Below are 17,526 nucleotides of genomic sequence, written 5' to 3' on the forward strand. Positions count from 1 at the left end.
TAAAACATGTATCATAACCCCGTTTTGCTGAAGCAGAGTGTTGATGATTTGGTGACGAATCCAGACGGAATATATGTGGACTGTACTTTTGGTGGCGGCGGCCATTCAAGAGAGATATTGAGCAGACTTTCGGATAAAGGAAAACTGTTCAGTTTCGATCAGGACTTGGACGCACTTAAAAATACAATTGATGACCCGAGATTTACGCTCATCAATCAGAACTTCAGGTTTCTGGAAAACTCTTTATTAATTTACGGAGTTTCTCAGGTCGACGGAATTCTGGCTGATCTGGGTGTTTCTTCACATCAGTTTGATGAAGCCGAAAGAGGTTTTTCTACGCGAAGCAATGCTCCGTTAGACATGAGAATGAACGTCATGCAGGGTCTTGATGCCAAAAGAGTGATTAATGATTACGATGAAGAGCAGCTTGCCGACATTTTTTATTATTACGGCGAACTGAGAGAAGCAAGAAAACTGGCAAGAGACATCGTTCATCACAGAAAAACAAAAAGCATTGATACAACAGAAGATCTGAAAAAACTCTTCAGTTATCTTCCGCCGCATAAAGTGAATAAATTTTATGCCCAGTTGTTTCAGGCAATACGTATTGAAGTAAACCAGGAATTGGAAGTTTTAAAAGAAATGCTTGTTCAGGCATACAATGTTTTAAAACCCGAAGGAAGACTGGTGGTCATCTCTTACCATTCTCTGGAAGACAGACTGGTAAAAAGATTTTTGAAAAACGGAATGTTCGAGGGAGAACCCGAAAGAGACATTTACGGAAATTATAAAAAAGCATTCGAGCTGGTAAAGAGCAAAGCCATCATTCCCGATGATAAGGAAATTGAAGAAAACTCAAGAGCCAGAAGTGCTAAAATGAGAACAGGAATAAAAGTATAAAAGTGAATATGTGAATTGTGAATCGTCAATTTTAGTTCAATTCAGAAAACTTGACGATTACCACAAAGTGAATTCACTGCAAAACAAATTGACATTTAAATTGGCAAAAAGAACAACAAATCGTCCTCAGAAGAAATTAACTTTTATAGACATTATAAAAGGTAATTTCCTGAACCGTGATGAGATTAAAATACATTATAAGTATTTTCTGCTGTTGTTTGTATTGATGATGGCAATGATCTACAGCAATCACCTCGTCAATAAGAAAATTAAAATTGTTAACGCACTCAAAGAAGAAACAGAAGAATATAAATCGCGAAACGCTTACGCACAAAGTAAGCTGATCAAAGTAAAAATGGAATCGGAGCTGGGGAAAGAGGTTGCACGGGATTCTTTAATGACCCTCGAAAACCATCCTCATAAATTGCTAATAAAACTGGACAGTACAGATGCAAAAGCAAAATGAATACGACAACAAACGTAAAAAAACGTTACGATGGGGCTACCTCTTTGCAGTGGTGGCTTTGTGCGTGTTTGTAATGTTCCTTGCGCGCATCGTTATTCTTCAGAATACGAACGTTCAGGAAATTAAAGACGATTACATCAACAAAAACTACCGCGAAGCAACACTGAAAGCAGCAAGAGGAAATCTTTTTGCGTCAGACGGTTCTATTCTGGCAACAACCGTCATGCGTTACGACATCTATCTGGATTTCAAAACGATGAAAGACACCATTTATACCAACAATATTGGTGCTTTAACAGATTCTCTCAGCAAAATGTTCGGAAAGCCAAGAGCAGAATTCAGAAAGAAATTCGATGAGCAGAGAAAAAAGAAAAATCAGTACTACACTTTGGTCAAAGGACTTGATTTTGACCAGTACGACAGAATCCGCAAATTTCCGATATTCAAAAAAGGCAAAAACAAAGGAGGTTTTATCGTAGACCGAAACTATAAAAGAGAACTGGCTACCTCAGAAATCGGAGCCGGAACCATCGGAATGGACGACGGCGTTCACACAGCAGGTCTTGAAGGCGCTTTCTCTAAATATTTAAGAGGAACAGACGGAAAAAGACTGGAGCAGAGAATCAATTCCTCTCAATGGAAACCAATTGATTACTGGAAAGTGCAGGAACCTGTTGACGGAGAAGATGTTTATACCACATTAGACCTTAGAATTCAGGATATTGCACATTCCGCTTTACAGAAGCAACTTGTAAACTTCGAGGCAAAACACGGAACCGTGATTGTAATGGAAACCGAAACAGGAAAAGTTCGCGCCATGGTTAATTTAAGAAGAACTGAAGATGGAGATTATGTAGATTCTTATAATTATGCCCTGAAAGACAATATAGAACCGGGCTCTACCTTTAAAACCATTTCACTTTTGGCTGCAATGGATGACGGTTTCATCGATGAAAATACAACCGTAAATGTAGGAAACGGAATCTGGGTATATGCAAAACAGAGAATTTCAGACGGTCACGGTGGAGGAACGTATGACATCAGTGATGTTCTGGCTAAATCCAGCAACGTAGGTTCTGCAAAACTGATTACAAAATATTACGCCGAAAAACCTCAGATTTTCTTAGACCATTTAAGAAGATGGAAGCTATTCGATAAAATGAATATTGAACTTCCGGGAATTACAAAACCAAAAATTTTAACTCCCGAAAGCAAAAGATGGAATGCCGCAACTCTCGCATCCATTGCTTACGGATATTCTACAAACATAAACCTGTTGCAGTTAGCCACTTTCTATAACGGAGTCGCAAACAACGGTAAAATGCTGAAGCCTTTATTTATTGATAAAATTATGAAGGACGGAAAAGTAATGTACACGGCAAAACCGGAAGTAATGGTCAACAAAATGGCATCCGAAAAAGCCATTAAAATGATGACCAATGCTTTAACAAAAGCTGTTGAAAAAGGAACCGCAAAAAGTATTTTCACACCAAATTTAAAAATGGCAGGAAAAACAGGAACCGCAAGGTTTGAATACTGGCTTCCTGGTCCGATGAAATACCGCTCGTCATTCGCAGGCTTTTATCCTGCTGATAATCCGAAATACACCTGTTATGTAATGATCAGCGAACCGAATACATCGAAAGGATTTTATGGAGCAACCGTTGCCGCACCGGTGTTTAAAGAAATTGCAGGAAAAACATTCCTGAAAACCCCGCAGAATATTGAAAGAGAAATGCTTGTCGACAAAAAGGTAAACCTGAACAAAATGGTGGAACCTAACGTAAAAGTCGCAGTAAGTAATAAACAGATGCCCAATGTGGTAGGACTGATCGGTAAAAATGTGATTCCACAGTTGGAAAACTTAGGCTACCGTGTAGATTTTAAGGGCGTTGGAAGAATTAAAGAACAGTTCCCGACAGAAGGCACAACCATAAGCAGAAACCAGAGAATTTATCTGTCTCTGCAGAATTAAAAAAAAGAAAAGAACCCGAAGGGTTCAATATGAATAACCGTAAGTGAAACTTATGGAACAAATAAAGAGAAATGCAGTTAAATGATTTATTAAAAAGAATTCCGGTATTAGAAATTCATGGTGACGACAGCCGTGAAATTTCAGAATTGGTATTCGACAGCAGAAAGGTTACGGAAAACTCCTTGTACATCGCAATGAGAGGAACGGTTGTGGACGGACATTCATTTATTGCATCTTCGGTAGAAAAAGGAGCAACAGCAGTTGTTTGCGAAGAATTTCCTGAACATCTCAATGAAAATGCTACCTATATTAAAGTAAAAGATTCATCCAAAACTTTAGGTCATTTAGCTTCCAATTTCTACGGTAATCCTTCAGAAAAACTAAAATTAATCGGAGTAACAGGAACTAACGGAAAAACTTCTGTTTCTACCCTGCTTTTTGATGTCTTTAAAAATTTAGGATATGATTCCGCTTTGCTTTCTACCGTTGAAATCAGAATCGGAGAAAAGATCATTCCGGCAACACACACCACTCCTGATGTTATTACCATCAATAAAATTTTAGCTCAGGCGGTTGAAGAAGGCTGTGAATTCGCATTTATGGAAGTAAGCTCCCACGGAATTGCCCAAAACAGAATCGAGGGACTTCACTTTAAAATTGCTGGGTTTACCAATCTTACACATGATCATTTAGATTATCATAAAACGTTTGACGAATATCTGAAAACGAAAAAAAGATTTTTCGATCAGTTGGAAGATTCTGCGGTTGCCATCACCAATGTGGATGATAAGAACGGAAATGTCATGCTTCAGAACACAAAAGCCATAAAAAGGTCTTATGCTTTGAAGACAATGGCAGATTTTCATGGAAAATTACTGGAAGTGGATTTCAACGGAATGCTGTTGAATTTCAACGGAAAAGAATTCTGGACAACACTCACCGGAAAATTCAATGTGTACAACCTCTTATTGGTTTTCGGAATTGCTTCCGAGTTGGGTTTTGAATCAGACGAAATTTTACAGGCAATCAGTAAACTAAAAAGAGTGTCCGGAAGATTTGAGACCTTTAAATCAGACGGCGGAATTTTCTTCATCGTAGATTATGCACACACTCCGGATGCGTTAGAAAACATTCTGGACAGCATTAATGATATCAGAACAAAAAACGAAAGACTGATCACCGTTTTCGGATGCGGAGGCGACAGAGATCATTCAAAAAGACCTGAAATGGGAAATATTGCTACGAAAAAATCAACGTTGGCAATCATCACTTCAGACAATCCGAGAACAGAAGATCCGGCAGCAATCATTAAGGAAATCGAAGCCGGTGTTGAACCTCAGAATTTCAGCAAGTACACTTCAATTCCGGACAGAAAAGAAGCCATCAAAATGGCGATAAAATTTGCAGAACCGAAAGATATCGTTCTCGTAGCCGGAAAAGGACACGAAACCTATCAGGAAATAAACGGCGTGAAACATCATTTTGACGACAAGGAAACGATTAATGAGCTGTGGAAATTAATGTCAAAATAAAAGATATTTAATTTAAATAAATGAAAACCTCTAAAATCATATTAATAATTTCCGCAGTTTTGGGATTAGGATTGTTAATAGTTTTTCTTTTAAATAATTATTCTAAAAAGAAAATTAAGATTTTGGATTGTGAACAAACTTACGAACTCAACAAGCCAAAGCTTGGTTATTTAGAGGTATCAGAATCAAATGCAAAAGTTGATGTAGCAATTTGCCTTTGTGAAAAATATCTTGAGAATAAAGATAAAAAATATAAAAAAGAAATTTTAAAGTTATATAATGAACCTTTTGGAGGGATTAGACTAATAATTGAAAGTCCTGAGAAAAATATTGATTCGTTATGCAAACACAGAAATAACGTTTTTACAAAAATGTATAATCTTTAAGAACTGAAATAAAAGAAATGCTATACTATCTATACGAATATTTAACCAGCATGGGAATCCACGTTCCCGGATTGGGACTGTTGAAATACATCTCCTTCCGTGCAGGAATGGCGGTTCTGTTTTCTTTAACCATCGCTTTGGTGTATGGAAAAAGAATCATCAACTATCTGAGAGCAAAACAGATGGGAGAACTGGTGCGTGATCTTGGTCTGGACGGGCAGAAACAAAAAGAAGGTACTCCTACAATGGGAGGTCTTATCATCATTTTGGCAACGTTAATTCCTGTTTTGCTATTTACCAGAATTACAAACGTTTACATTGTTCTTCTGATTGTTTCCGTGATATGGATGGGTGCAATAGGCTTTCTGGATGATTATCTAAAAAAGATCAAAAAGAATAAAGACGGTTTAAGCGGTAAATTCAAAATCGTGGGACAGGTCGGATTGGGTTTAATCGTGGGAGTTACCATGTATTTTCATCCCGATATTACCGTAAAAAGAAAATATGCAGATGCAAAAGTGGTAAACAGAAATAATGTAGAGCAAAACTTTATGCCTACCGAGAAAATAACTGTTTCTACCGTTCCGTTTGCTAAAAACAACGAATTCGATTACAGCGGAATTCTGTTTTGGATGAACGATAAAGATGCTCACGAATGGGCTTGGATTGTTTTTATTCCTATTGTGATTTTCATCGTAACGGCTGTTTCAAACGGAGCCAATATTACCGACGGAATTGATGGTCTTGCCGCAGGAACCAGTACCGTCATTTTATTAACACTCGGCTTGTTTGCCTATCTTTCAGGGAACATCATTTTCGCTGATTATCTGAATATTATGTTCCTTCCCAACATGGGAGAAACCACCATATTCGTAGTCGCCATGGTAGGAGCCGTAATTGGATTCTTCTGGTACAACACCTATCCTGCTCAGGTTTTCATGGGCGACACCGGAAGTCTGATGTTAGGCGGAGTTATTGCTGTTTTAGCCATTATTTTAAGAAAAGAACTCATGATTCCTGTACTTTGCGGAATTTTCCTGATCGAAAATATTTCCGTGATGCTTCAGGTTGTCGTATTTAAATACAGAAAAAGAAAATTCGGGTTGGAATACGCCCAAAACAATAGACTATTCAGAATGTCCCCTTTACATCACCATTATCAGAAGGGAGGCTTTCATGAAAGTAAAATAGTGAACAGAATGATCATCATCGGAGTAATGTTGGCAATTGTATGTCTGATCACATTAAAAATGAGATAAATTTTGTAAAAAGTAAAAAGTATTGATGTAAAAAGACACCAGATACATTGTACGTTTTACATTTTACATTTTACAAAGAATAAATATGAAAATAGTTGTTTTAGGAGGAGGAGAAAGTGGTTGCGGAGCTGCCTATCTGGCAAAAAAGAAAGGAATGGAAGTTTTTCTTTCCGATAAAGGTGCCATCAAGGATAACTACAGACAGTTTCTAAACGAGAATGGAATTGAATTCGAAGAAGGAAGCCACGATGAAGAAAGAATTTTAAATGCCGACTGGATTGTAAAAAGTCCGGGAATTCCGAAAAAGGCAGAAATGATTCAGAAAATTAATGAGAAAGGAATAAGACTTTCTTCTGAAATTGAATTTGCTTCGGAATTTACAGATGCCAAAATCATCGCCATCACAGGAAGCAACGGAAAAACAACAACAACGTCTCTCATCTATTACATCCTGAAAAACGACGGATTAAACGTAGGTTTAGGCGGAAATATAGGGTACAGTTTTGCAAAGCAGGTTGCCGATGAAAACCATGAATATTATGTTCTGGAAGTAAGCTCTTTCCAGTTGGACGATATTCAGAATTTCAGACCGTATATTTCTTTATTATTGAATTTGTCACAGGACCATCTGGATCAGTACAATTACAACTATGAAGAATATGCTCTGGCTAAATTCAGAATAACGGAGAATCAGGAAAATGATAACTTCTTCATCTACAATAAAGATGATGAGATGAGCAAAAATATTCTTGAAAAATTAGAAATTAAAGCGAAAATGATTCCTTTCTCCACCAAAGAAAAACTGGAAGAAGGAGGTTTCATTAACGGCGACACCATTGAGGTAAAACTGAAGGATACTTTTTCAATGAAACTTGATGAATTATCTCTTCTGGGAACTCACAATGTTGCCAACAGCTTAGCCGCGTCAATTGCCGGTAAAATACTGGAAATCAACAATGAAAGTATAAGAAATTCATTAATGACTTTTCAGGCGGTTGAACACAGACTGGAGCTTGTAACTGAAATTGAGGGTGTAAAATATATCAACGACAGCAAGGCAACCAATGTTAATGCAACGTATTACGCTTTAGAAAGTATGAAAACTCCGACCGTTTGGATTGTAGGAGGTTTAGATAAAGGTAATGACTATACCGAAATTGAAGATTTAGTCAAAAGAAAAGTAAAAGCAATTGTCTGCTTAGGAATTGATAATGAGAAAATTATCAACTTCTTCAAAGACAAAAAAGAATTTATTTACGACACGTCGCGCATGGAAAAAGCAGTGGAGATCTCAAAATCTCTCGCTGAAAAAGGAGATACGGTTTTACTGTCTCCGTGCTGTGCAAGTTTTGATTTATTCAAAAACTATGAAGACAGAGGTCATCAGTTTAAAGAGCAGGTATTAAAAGCCAGTGGCAATTAACCAAAAAGCCAACAGCATTATATATGAACGAACAAGACACAGAAAACAGATTTGAATTCCTGAAGGGCGATAAAGTACTTTGGATGGTCATTCTTGTGATCTCCATTTTCTCTATTTTCCCGGTTTATTCTGCAAGTTCGAATCTGGAATATATCGTCAACAACGGGACCACAACCGGTCACGTTATCAAACATATGTTCTTCGTAGTCTTAGGTTTGGGAATCATGAGAGTAGTCGGAATGGTAAAATACGAATACATCGGAAAACTCAGCAGCATCATGCTTGGTTTAATGGTTATTCTATTGATTGTCACCATGTTCACAGGACAGACCATTGACGGAGCCAGTGCTTCACGATGGCTGAAAATTCCCGGAACACCAATTTCATTCCAGCCGTCTTCCTTTGCTTTTTTAATGCTGATTATTTATCTGTGCAGATATTTAACCAAGAAAATAACGCGGGAACGACTTCCGATTGAGAATATCATGTACATCTTCGGTCCGATTCTGCTGGTTTTTGTTCTGGTGGCAAAAGACAATGGTTCAACCGCATTGATGATTTTAATGGTTTCCGTGATTGTGCTCGTCATCGGACAGTTACACTGGAAATATATTGCAGGATTTATTTCTGCATCATTCATCGCAATTGTTCTGTTTTTACTGGTGGCTTTAAACACCAACTTAATTGGAGGAAACCGTGTTCACACGTGGATGAGCCGTATTGAAACCTTTACATCAAGCAAAGCAAAAACTGCAGACGTAGATGACGAAAGTGTAAAAGCTAAAAATTATCAGGTGATGATGGCAAAAGCTGCCATCGTACACGGCGGAGTTACAGGAATGGGACCCGGAAAAAGTGCTTTAAAACAAATGCTTCCGCAGTCTGCCTCCGACTTTATTTTCGCCGTGATTGTAGAAGAATACGGAGTGATCGGAGCTGTTTTTCTGGTAAGTTTATATTTAATTATGATAATCCGTATCGTCATGATAGCCAGTAAGATGCCCGCTTTTTTCGGCTCTTTGCTCGTTCTCAGCCTCGGAGTAATGATTTTTATACAACTGTCTGTAAATATTGCAGTTGCTGTTAATTTAATCCCTGTAACAGGGCAACCGCTGCCTTTAATAAGTTACGGAGGAACCTCAATGTTGGTAACATATTTGCAGTTGGGAATTATTTTAAACATAAGCTCCAGAATTCAGATTTACGATGAAGAAGGAATGGGCAAAAAACAAAGCATAGCGGAGATTAACGACATTGCTTAAGACAAAAAAATTTATAAAAAAGATTTAAACAGAAATGAATAAACCATCAGCAGATAGCCAAAAACCAAAATCCATCCGTGTATTATTATCGGGAGGAGGAACAGGAGGACACATCTTTCCTGCTATTGCTATTGCGGACGAAATCAGAAAAAGATTTCCCGATGCTGAATTTTTGTTCATTGGAGCCAACGGAAAAATGGAAATGGAAAAAGTTCCGCAGGCGGGTTATAAAATCGAAGGAATTGATATTGCCGGAATCAACAGAGGAAATCTTCTGTCGAATTTAGGATTGCCTTTTAAAATACTAAAAAGTTTATCCAAATCGAAGAAGATCATTAAAAGTTTTGCTCCGGATTTTGCCGTGGGAACAGGAGGTTTTGCAAGCGGACCGGCTTTGTACGAGGCAAGTAAACTGGGAATTCCTATTTTTATTCAGGAACAGAATGCTCATGCAGGAGTTACGAATAAAATTTTAAGTAAAAAAGCAAAAGCCGTGTTTACCGCTTATCCGAAAGTGGAAGGATTTCCGGCTGAAAAAATAAAATTTCTGGGGAATCCAATTCGTGAGAATATCATTTCCGGAATGCAGGAAACCATTCAGGCAAAAGAAAAAATGGTCTTGGATAAAGATAAACTGACAATTTTATCTGTCGGAGGATCTTTAGGCTCAAGAACATTAAATAACGGATGGAAAGACAATCTGGAAAACCTTAAAGAAAAAGGTTACCAGTTGATCTGGCAAACCGGAAAGTTAGACTACAGCGAGTTGTCTTCCGACCTCCAGCTTCCAGCTTCCATCCAGCTCAAAGAATTCATCAAAGATATGGAAACTGCCTATTCTGCCGCAGATGTCATTGTTTCCAGAGCGGGTGCAATTGCCATTTCAGAGCTGGCGGTTGCACAGAAGCCGGTTTTATTGGTTCCTTTCCCTTTTGCAGCGGAAGACCATCAAACCAAAAACGCAATGAATCTGGTTGAAAAAAATGCAGCCCGAATGGTAAAAGACTCTGAGATGAAGGACAAATTCTGGAATACCCTTTCAGAAATATGCGAAAATGAAAAAGTAAGAAAAGAAATGTCTGAAAATCTGAAATATTTTGCCAAACCAAATGCAGCAAAAGAGATTGTAGACGAGATTTTTAAAGTGATAAAATAATGCCACACGAGCTTTCTACATATAGAAAATTCATTTACGAAGATGATGCTTTAGAATTAATAAAAATTCTGGAAGAGAATCATATTGCTTATGAATTGGCAAATAATTCTTCACAATTAGACTCCAGTTTTGGAGGCGATATAAATACAAAACAGTTTGAATTAAAAATTCAAAAAGACGATTTTAGTCAGGTAGAGAAATTAGAAGAAGATTTGGTTAAAAAAGAAATTGAAAACGTAGATCAAGACTATTACCTTTTTGATTCTTCTGATGAAGAACTGATTGAAATTGTAACAAAAAAAGAAGAATGGAACAAATTTGATTATTTACTCGCTCAAAAAATATTAAAACAAAGAGGAAAGGAAATTAGCCCGGAACTTTTAAATGTGATAAATAAACAAAGAATTAAAGATCTTTCAACTCAGGAAGAAAGTCCGACTTGGTTAATAATAATCGGATACACTTCTGCCTTTTTTGCAGGATTTTTAGGCGTATTTGTTGGAGCTTATTTAATATATTATAAAAAAGCTTTACCAAATGGTGATAGAATTTATGGCTTTGCTAAAAAAGACAGAAGCCACGGACAAAACATTCTAATTATCTCTGCAATAGCTTTTTTTGTATGGATTGGAATAAACTTTTTAGTTAAATTATAATAAATGAACAATTTAGAAACATATCAAAATTTTTACTTCGTTGGAATCGGGGGGATCGGGATGAGTGCTTTGGCGCGTTATTTCCATGCTTCGGGCAAAAAAGTTTCAGGCTATGATAAAACCAACACGAAACTTACTCAGACTTTAATGAGCGAGGGAATTGATATTGTTTTTGAAGATGTCATTGATGAAAAAATTACGTCGCTTCACAAAGAAGATACGTTAGTTATCTACACTCCGGCGATTAAAAAACTGGACATATTAGATTATTTCAATACCAATCAGTTTGAAGTATTAAAACGTGCAAAAGTTTTAGGATTGATTACGGAAAACACAGATTGCATTGCTGTTGCCGGAACTCACGGAAAGACAACGACTTCTACCTTGGTTTCACACCTGTGCAAAGAAGCAGATTTGCCTTTTTCATGTTTTCTGGGAGGAATTTCTGAGAATTTTAAGTCAAATTTCCTCTACAACGGCTCACAATATTCAGTTGTGGAAGCAGATGAATACGACAGAAGCTTTCTAAACCTTTCTCCGGATTGGGCAGTTATTACTTCCATCGATGCGGATCATCTGGATATTTACGGAGATAAAAATACCATTGAAGAAGGATTCAGACAGTTTGCAGCTTTGGTTCCTGAAGACAAACAGCTTTTTGTAAGAAAAGGAATTGAAATCGGAAGACCTCATCAAACCTACGCTGTAAACGAAGTGGCTGATTATTATTCAGATAACCTGAGAATGGAGCATGATAAAATTTATTTTGATTTCCATACGCCCAACGAAACGGTAAAAGATTTTGTCTGGGAAATTCCGGGAATTCACAACGTAGAAAATGCTACGGTTGCGTTGGCTATTTTAAACAATTTAAGAGTAGATTTCGAAACTCTGAAAAAAGCAATTGCCAATTTCAAAGGAATTAAAAGAAGATATACAAAACATATTTACGAAAACGGTAAAATCTACATCGACGATTATGCGCATCATCCGACAGAAATTAATGCCGTGATGGGTTCAATCCGGACGTTTTATCCTGAAAAGAAGTTATTGGTCGTTTTCCAACCTCATCTTTTCAGCAGAACAAGAGATTTTGCAGACGGATTCGCAGAAAGTTTAAGTAAAGCTGATGAACTGATTTTGCTTGATATTTATCCGGCAAGAGAACTTCAGGAAAATTTTGAAGGAATCACTTCCGATTGGCTGCTAGAAAAAGTTAATTTAGATAAAAAAGAAGTTTCAACATTAAGCGAAGCTTTCAGCAAAATAAAAGAAAAAGATTTTGACATCCTTCTTACAGTAGGGGCAGGAAATATAGACACACTGTATGATCCTGTTTGTGAGTGGATAGAGAAAATTTAATTATTAAATATAACGCAACGGACACAAAGAATTTTTTGAAAACAAGGAAATTTGTTCGCAAAGGCGTTTCACTCAGCAAATGATAGCTGAAAATATCATTTCAGAGTAAATAAAACACACAATGACAGAAAATGAAATTTCAAACATTGTTTTTGATGCAGGGATGAAAGTGCACCGAAAACTGGGAATCGGACTTTATGAAAATGTTTATGAGCAATGTTTAATTCAAGAGTTAAAAAATAGCAGATTGTACATTGAAAGTCAAAAAGATATTAGTGTCAATTATGAAGGTTTAATTATTGAGAAAGCATTCAAAGTTGATTTATTAATTGAAAATAAAGTAATTATAGAAATAAAAGCAGTTCCGAAAATTAATAAATATCATTTTTTCCAAATTCTTAATTATTTAAGAATCACAGAAATGAAATTAGGGATGATTTTAAATTTTCATTCTACCTTATTTAAAGACGGAGTAAAAAGAGCAGTAAACAAATTATAAAAAATATTTTCGGCTATCATTTGCTGAGTGAAACGCCTTTGCGAACATAAAAATAAAAAGCAAGAATTTAAAGAAAACCCTTGCGCCCGTAGCGTTAAAAAAGCTAAAAAACAAAAATGAAAAATAAATACAGAATATTAAAAATTGCCATCACAGTAATCATCCTTGGATTCCTGTTGAGTTTCTCCTTGAAAAAATTCAGCGGACAGAAGATTACGGACAATAAAATTTCTGTGAAAATGAATGAAAAAACACCGGTTTACTTCATTGATGAAAAAGATATCCGTGAAATTGTAAAAAAGGAAAACCCTTCTGGAAAAGTCGGGGATCTTAATATTCCCGCGCTGGAAAAAAAGATCAACAATCTTCCGGCGGTAGACAGCGCAAATGTTTATTTAAACCTGAACGGAAAACTGAATTTAGACATCAAACAGAGGGTTCCCGTTTTCAGATTAAACAAAGAAGGCAGAGATTTTTATGTAGATGAAAAAGGAATAGAATTTCCGATCTCCAAAACCTATTCTCATCCTTGTATGTTGGTGACAGGAAATGTAAAAAAAGAAGAGTATGAAAAACTTGCCGAACTGGTTGAAAAAATAGACAAAGACGATTTTAGTAAAAAATACTTCATCGGAATATCCAAGGACCGAAATGGCGACTATAATCTTCTTACCAGTGAAGGAAATTACAAAGTAGAGATCGGGGATTTAGATAATATCGATTTTAAGGTTAAAGGATTTAAGGCATTTGTGGAAAAATATCTTGTCTATCAGGATCCTGAGAAATACAGTATGGTTTCCATTAAATATCAGAACCAGATTGTAACCACTCTTAATCCCAATTACAAAGAAAACGACAGTATTTTAAAAGCGGCGAACATAGAACTGGCAAAAGCTCCGGTTGCCGTCACCAAAAGTACCGAACCAAAGCCGAAAGCTGAAGTTAAAAAAGAAATTAAGAAAACGGGGAATCCTTCAAAACCGAAGCCAGCCCAAGCAAAAAAAACTGATAAACCAACGGCGTCAAAACCGAAAACTAAAGCAAAAGTTAAGATCGAATAAAATAAAAAAACATCAATATACATAGGCAAAAACCTATGATCCTTATTAAAACAGGAACTGAAAAACAAAAAAATCAAATCGGTATAAAAATGGAAAATCAAGAGTATTCAGTAGGTCTGGACATCGGGACAACAAAGATTGTTGCGATTGTCGGAAGGAGGAATGCACACGGGAAAATAGAAGTTCTCGGTGTAGGAAAGGCGAAAAGTCTTGGGGTTCACAAAGGTATTGTGAATAATATTTCGCAGACCATTAATTCAATCAAAGCTGCTGTGTCTGAGGCACAGTCCAGCGCAGGAGTTCCGATCCGTAAAGTTACGGTAGGAATTGCAGGAAAACACATCCGTTCTCTGCAGCACTCCGATTATATTATGCGTGAACATCCGGATAAATTCATCACAGACGACGACATTGAAGCATTAAAAGATCAGGTAAAAAAACTGGTGATGCTTCCTGGAGAAGAAATCATTCACGTTTTACCGCAGGAATACAAAGTAGATTCCGAAGGTGAAATTCAGGAACCGGTCGGGATGCACGGTAAGCGTTTAGAGGCCAACTTCCATGTGGTTGTAGGACAAATGGGAAGCATTCGCAATATCGCGAGATGCGTGAGAGAAGCAGGGCTTGAAATGGAAGCACTTACGCTGGAGCCTTTGGCATCCTCTGAAGCGGTTCTTACAAAAGAAGAAAAAGAGGCAGGAGTTGCTATTGTAGATATCGGAGGCGGTACTACAGACATTGCAATTTTTAAAGATAACATCATCCGTCATACCTGTGTAATCCCTTACGGAGGAGGAATCATTACGGAAGACATCAAAGAAGGCTGTTCGATCATTGAGAAACACGCGGAACAACTGAAAGTAAAATTCGGCTCTGCGGTTCCTGAGCTTGAAAAAGACAGTACTTATGTTACCATTCCGGGACTTCACGGAAGACCGGATAAAGAAATTTCTCTGAAAACTTTGGCACAGATCATCAATGCGAGAGTAGAGGAAATTCTGGAAATGGTAAATACAGAATTAAAGGCGTACGGAGCCTTTGAACAAAAGAAAAAACTGATTGCTGGAATCGTATTAACGGGTGGTGGATCCAACCTGAAACACCTTCGTCAGCTCGCCAATTATACAACAGGATTCGACAGCAGAATCGGATTTGCAAATGAGTATGTGGCGAATGATAAAAATCAGTATCTTAAAGGTCCCGAATTTGCGACTTCCATTGGTTTATTAATGGAAAGTTTAAAAATAAGGGATAAAAAGCTGAACACGGTGGAAGACACTCCTGTTTTGGAAAAAGAGCAGCCGGAAAATGCTGCTGCACAAGCTGCGATTGAAACTTCACAACCCACTCCGCAGGAAGTTGCGCCGATACAGGAACAACAGCCTAAAGAAGAACAGCATGAGAATAAAAAGGCGGCAAAACTCACTTTCGGGCAGTCGCTGATGGAAAAAGTAAAAAAATTCTTTGAAGAAGTAGAATAAAATATAAATGATAAAAGATCAGTGATAATTGATGATTTATTTTTAATTAAAACAAAATCATTATTCATTTATCGCTTATCAATTATAATTATTAAAAGAAACTAATTATGGAAAACATAGGTACACAAGGATTTTCATTTGATTTGCCAAAAGGAAATTCATCAATCATAAAAGTAATCGGTGTTGGAGGCGGTGGAAACAATGCGCTGAAACACATGTACGAAAAAGGTATTCACGGAGTGGATTTCGTGATTTGCAATACAGATGCCCAGACTTTAGATAACAATCCGGTTGCCAACAAGGTACAGCTGGGAACTACCATTACGGAAGGTCTTGGCGCAGGAGCCGATCCTGAAGTGGGAGAAAAATCTGCCATCGAAAGCATCGAAGATATTAAAGCTGCAATGGGACAGAATACCAAAATGGTTTTCATCACTGCCGGAATGGGTGGCGGTACAGGAACCGGAGCCGCTCCCGTTATTGCTAAAGTAGCCAAAGATATGGGAATCTTAACGGTAGGAATTGTTACCGTACCTTTCAGTTTTGAAGGGAAAAGAAGACTGGAACAGGCTGAAAACGGTCTTGATAAATTAAGAAATAACGTTGACTCATTAATCGTCATCAACAACGATAAATTAAGACAGCAATTCGGAAACCTTGGATTCAAGCAGGGATTCTCAAAAGCCGATGAAGTTTTAACAAACGCTGCCAAAGGAATGGCGGAAGTTATTACGGGTTACTTTGATGTTAACATTGACTTTAGAGATGCTAAATCTGTGCTTCAGAATTCTGGGACGGCTTTGATGTCTACAGGAATTGCTTCCGGTGAAAATAAAGCTGAAGAAGCGGTTAAAAAGGCGCTTGATTCTCCACTATTGAATGACAACAAAATTACAGGCGCGAAAAACGTTCTGTTATTGATCAGAAGTGGTGTGGAAGAAGTGACCATGGACGAAATCGGAGTAATCATGGATCATATCCAGAAAGAAGCAGGAAACACCGCAGATATTATTTTCGGGGTGGGAGCAGACGAAGAACTGGGAGATTCTGTAAGCGTTCTTGTAATCGCAACAGGTTTTTCTAACGATAACAAAAAATTTGCAGGACCTACAGAGAAAATTAAAATCAGCCTGAACGACAGTTTCGATACTCCAAAAGAGTCTCCTTTCAAAACCAGAGAGGAAAGACATTCTCACGCAGAGCAGGATTATGATTTCGGAGGTAAAAACCTTTTCAGATTGGACGACGAAGACCACGACCATCCACAGTTTGGGGTTACGTCTACTGAAAAAAAAATGACTATTGGCAACGAAGAGACTAAAACTGAAATAAAATTCTTTGATAAAGAGGAAGATACGGTTAATAACACTCAGGATTGGAGAAATGATGATGAACAGGAAGAATCTTTCAGCTTATTTACTTTAGATGAAGAAGCAGAAGATCCGAATGATCTGGAAATAGAATCTTTTAAGTTCGATTTTGATCATAAAAAAGAAGAACCACAGTCTAATACTGCTTTCAATAACACTTTTTCTGAAGAAAAACCTGTTGAATTCAGCTTCTTCGTGAATGAGCCTGTAAAAAATGAGCCTAAATCTGATTTCGGACAGCCAAAAGCAGAACTTGCAGCAGTCAACGAAGTGAATCAGCTTACAGAAGAGCCGTTTCAGAAAGTGGAACATTTCTTTCAGCATCTGAAAGAAGAACCTGTTGTTGAAAATAAAACAGAAACAGAAGCTCCGAAACCAGCGGAAGAAGAATTCACCTTCGTGAATAAAACCGTAGATCAGGAAAGAGTAATGGAAAGAAGAAACAAACTGAAGGAGTTCAATTCCCGTTACCAGAGTTTCGACAGCTCCAGCGAGTTTGAATCTGTGCCTGCATTCAAGAGAAAAAATATTTCCATTGAAGGAACCAATGCATCAGACCAGAATATCAACACATATTTGTCTGATAACAACGGAAATATGCAGATAAGAGAAAACAGATTTTTAAATAAAGATGTAGACTGAATTTAATTTGAAAATGTGGTCATTTGAGAATTTGAAAATTATACATTCTCGATTCTAAAATAATTACATTTTCAAATTGTCTCATTTTTCAAATTA

At 37.2% G+C, this 17,526-nt stretch carries 15 protein-coding genes; all 15 read left to right on the forward strand.

The window, feature by feature from the left end; all coding sequences use genetic code 11:
* Positions 1-6 precede the first annotated feature (6 nt).
* The 15 genes from rsmH to ftsZ all read left to right on the forward strand — a co-directional run bounded on the left by rsmH (position 7) and on the right by ftsZ (position 17,430).
* Positions 7-900, forward strand: coding sequence for a 16S rRNA (cytosine(1402)-N(4))-methyltransferase RsmH (rsmH, locus tag AC52CF_RS20800; protein ID WP_214587899.1), 894 nt, complete (start codon positions 7-9; stop codon positions 898-900).
* 100 nt (positions 901-1,000) lie between these two features.
* Entirely contained in the window at positions 1,001-1,366 is a 366-nt protein-coding gene (locus AC52CF_RS20805; RefSeq protein WP_100377881.1) for an FtsL-like putative cell division protein, read from the forward strand.
* The gene (locus AC52CF_RS20810) at positions 1,350-3,341 is read left to right on the forward strand and encodes a penicillin-binding transpeptidase domain-containing protein (protein WP_496517632.1); all 1,992 of its coding nucleotides are present in this window, start codon (positions 1,350-1,352) and stop codon (positions 3,339-3,341) included. The genes AC52CF_RS20805 and AC52CF_RS20810 overlap by 17 nt, the downstream gene beginning before the upstream one ends.
* A gap of 71 nt (positions 3,342-3,412) precedes the next feature.
* Positions 3,413-4,873: a UDP-N-acetylmuramoyl-L-alanyl-D-glutamate--2,6-diaminopimelate ligase gene (locus AC52CF_RS20815; RefSeq protein WP_496517633.1), complete on the forward strand. Its 1,461-nt coding sequence runs from the start codon at positions 3,413-3,415 to the stop codon at positions 4,871-4,873.
* A 20-nt stretch (positions 4,874-4,893) separates the two neighbouring features.
* A complete protein-coding gene (locus AC52CF_RS20820) occupies positions 4,894-5,259 on the forward strand; it encodes a hypothetical protein (protein ID WP_116099094.1) in 366 nt (121 codons plus the stop codon).
* 17 nt (positions 5,260-5,276) lie between these two features.
* Complete coding sequence (gene mraY / locus AC52CF_RS20825) at positions 5,277-6,518, forward strand: phospho-N-acetylmuramoyl-pentapeptide-transferase (RefSeq protein WP_076391180.1); 1,242 nt, start codon at positions 5,277-5,279, stop codon at positions 6,516-6,518.
* Positions 6,519-6,603: 85 nt separating this feature from the next.
* A complete protein-coding gene (gene murD, locus AC52CF_RS20830) occupies positions 6,604-7,941 on the forward strand; it encodes a UDP-N-acetylmuramoyl-L-alanine--D-glutamate ligase (protein WP_496517634.1) in 1,338 nt (445 codons plus the stop codon).
* A gap of 23 nt (positions 7,942-7,964) precedes the next feature.
* Complete coding sequence (locus AC52CF_RS20835) at positions 7,965-9,203, forward strand: FtsW/RodA/SpoVE family cell cycle protein (protein WP_076391176.1); 1,239 nt, start codon at positions 7,965-7,967, stop codon at positions 9,201-9,203.
* Positions 9,204-9,237: 34 nt separating this feature from the next.
* A complete protein-coding gene (gene murG, locus AC52CF_RS20840) occupies positions 9,238-10,359 on the forward strand; it encodes an undecaprenyldiphospho-muramoylpentapeptide beta-N-acetylglucosaminyltransferase (RefSeq protein ID WP_496517635.1) in 1,122 nt (373 codons plus the stop codon).
* Positions 10,359-11,015, forward strand: a complete 657-nt coding sequence (locus AC52CF_RS20845) for a hypothetical protein (RefSeq protein ID WP_214587881.1) — start codon at positions 10,359-10,361, stop codon at positions 11,013-11,015. The genes murG and AC52CF_RS20845 overlap by 1 nt, the downstream gene beginning before the upstream one ends.
* A 3-nt stretch (positions 11,016-11,018) precedes the next feature.
* Positions 11,019-12,377, forward strand: coding sequence for a UDP-N-acetylmuramate--L-alanine ligase (murC, locus tag AC52CF_RS20850; protein WP_375181206.1), 1,359 nt, complete (start codon positions 11,019-11,021; stop codon positions 12,375-12,377).
* Positions 12,378-12,498: 121 nt separating this feature from the next.
* Positions 12,499-12,876 (forward strand): GxxExxY protein, encoded by a 378-nt coding sequence (locus tag AC52CF_RS20855; RefSeq protein WP_214587876.1) that lies wholly within the window; start codon positions 12,499-12,501, stop codon positions 12,874-12,876.
* 116 nt (positions 12,877-12,992) lie between these two features.
* The gene (locus AC52CF_RS20860; protein WP_214587874.1) at positions 12,993-13,937 is read left to right on the forward strand and encodes a POTRA-like domain-containing protein; all 945 of its coding nucleotides are present in this window, start codon (positions 12,993-12,995) and stop codon (positions 13,935-13,937) included.
* 89 nt (positions 13,938-14,026) lie between these two features.
* Positions 14,027-15,418, forward strand: coding sequence for a cell division protein FtsA (gene ftsA, locus AC52CF_RS20865; protein ID WP_214587873.1), 1,392 nt, complete (start codon positions 14,027-14,029; stop codon positions 15,416-15,418).
* 107 nt (positions 15,419-15,525) lie between these two features.
* Positions 15,526-17,430 carry a cell division protein FtsZ gene (gene ftsZ / locus AC52CF_RS20870; RefSeq protein ID WP_214587872.1) on the forward strand — a complete coding sequence of 635 codons (1,905 nt, stop codon included), beginning with the start codon at positions 15,526-15,528 and terminating at the stop codon, positions 17,428-17,430.
* Positions 17,431-17,526 lie beyond the last annotated feature (96 nt).

The organism is Chryseobacterium sp. 2P, from assembly GCF_059579425.1.

Coding starts and splice junctions, on each gene's coding strand:
- rsmH (WP_214587899.1), top strand. CDS start 7: ATGTATCATAACCCCGTTTTGCTGAAGCAGAGTGTTGATGATTTGGTG.
- AC52CF_RS20810 (WP_496517632.1), top strand. CDS start 1,350: ATGCAAAAGCAAAATGAATACGACAACAAACGTAAAAAAACGTTACGA.
- AC52CF_RS20815 (WP_496517633.1), top strand. CDS start 3,413: ATGCAGTTAAATGATTTATTAAAAAGAATTCCGGTATTAGAAATTCAT.
- AC52CF_RS20820 (WP_116099094.1), top strand. CDS start 4,894: ATGAAAACCTCTAAAATCATATTAATAATTTCCGCAGTTTTGGGATTA.
- mraY (WP_076391180.1), top strand. CDS start 5,277: ATGCTATACTATCTATACGAATATTTAACCAGCATGGGAATCCACGTT.
- murD (WP_496517634.1), top strand. CDS start 6,604: ATGAAAATAGTTGTTTTAGGAGGAGGAGAAAGTGGTTGCGGAGCTGCC.
- AC52CF_RS20835 (WP_076391176.1), top strand. CDS start 7,965: ATGAACGAACAAGACACAGAAAACAGATTTGAATTCCTGAAGGGCGAT.
- murG (WP_496517635.1), top strand. CDS start 9,238: ATGAATAAACCATCAGCAGATAGCCAAAAACCAAAATCCATCCGTGTA.
- AC52CF_RS20845 (WP_214587881.1), top strand. CDS start 10,359: ATGCCACACGAGCTTTCTACATATAGAAAATTCATTTACGAAGATGAT.
- murC (WP_375181206.1), top strand. CDS start 11,019: ATGAACAATTTAGAAACATATCAAAATTTTTACTTCGTTGGAATCGGG.
- AC52CF_RS20855 (WP_214587876.1), top strand. CDS start 12,499: ATGACAGAAAATGAAATTTCAAACATTGTTTTTGATGCAGGGATGAAA.
- AC52CF_RS20860 (WP_214587874.1), top strand. CDS start 12,993: ATGAAAAATAAATACAGAATATTAAAAATTGCCATCACAGTAATCATC.
- ftsA (WP_214587873.1), top strand. CDS start 14,027: ATGGAAAATCAAGAGTATTCAGTAGGTCTGGACATCGGGACAACAAAG.
- ftsZ (WP_214587872.1), top strand. CDS start 15,526: ATGGAAAACATAGGTACACAAGGATTTTCATTTGATTTGCCAAAAGGA.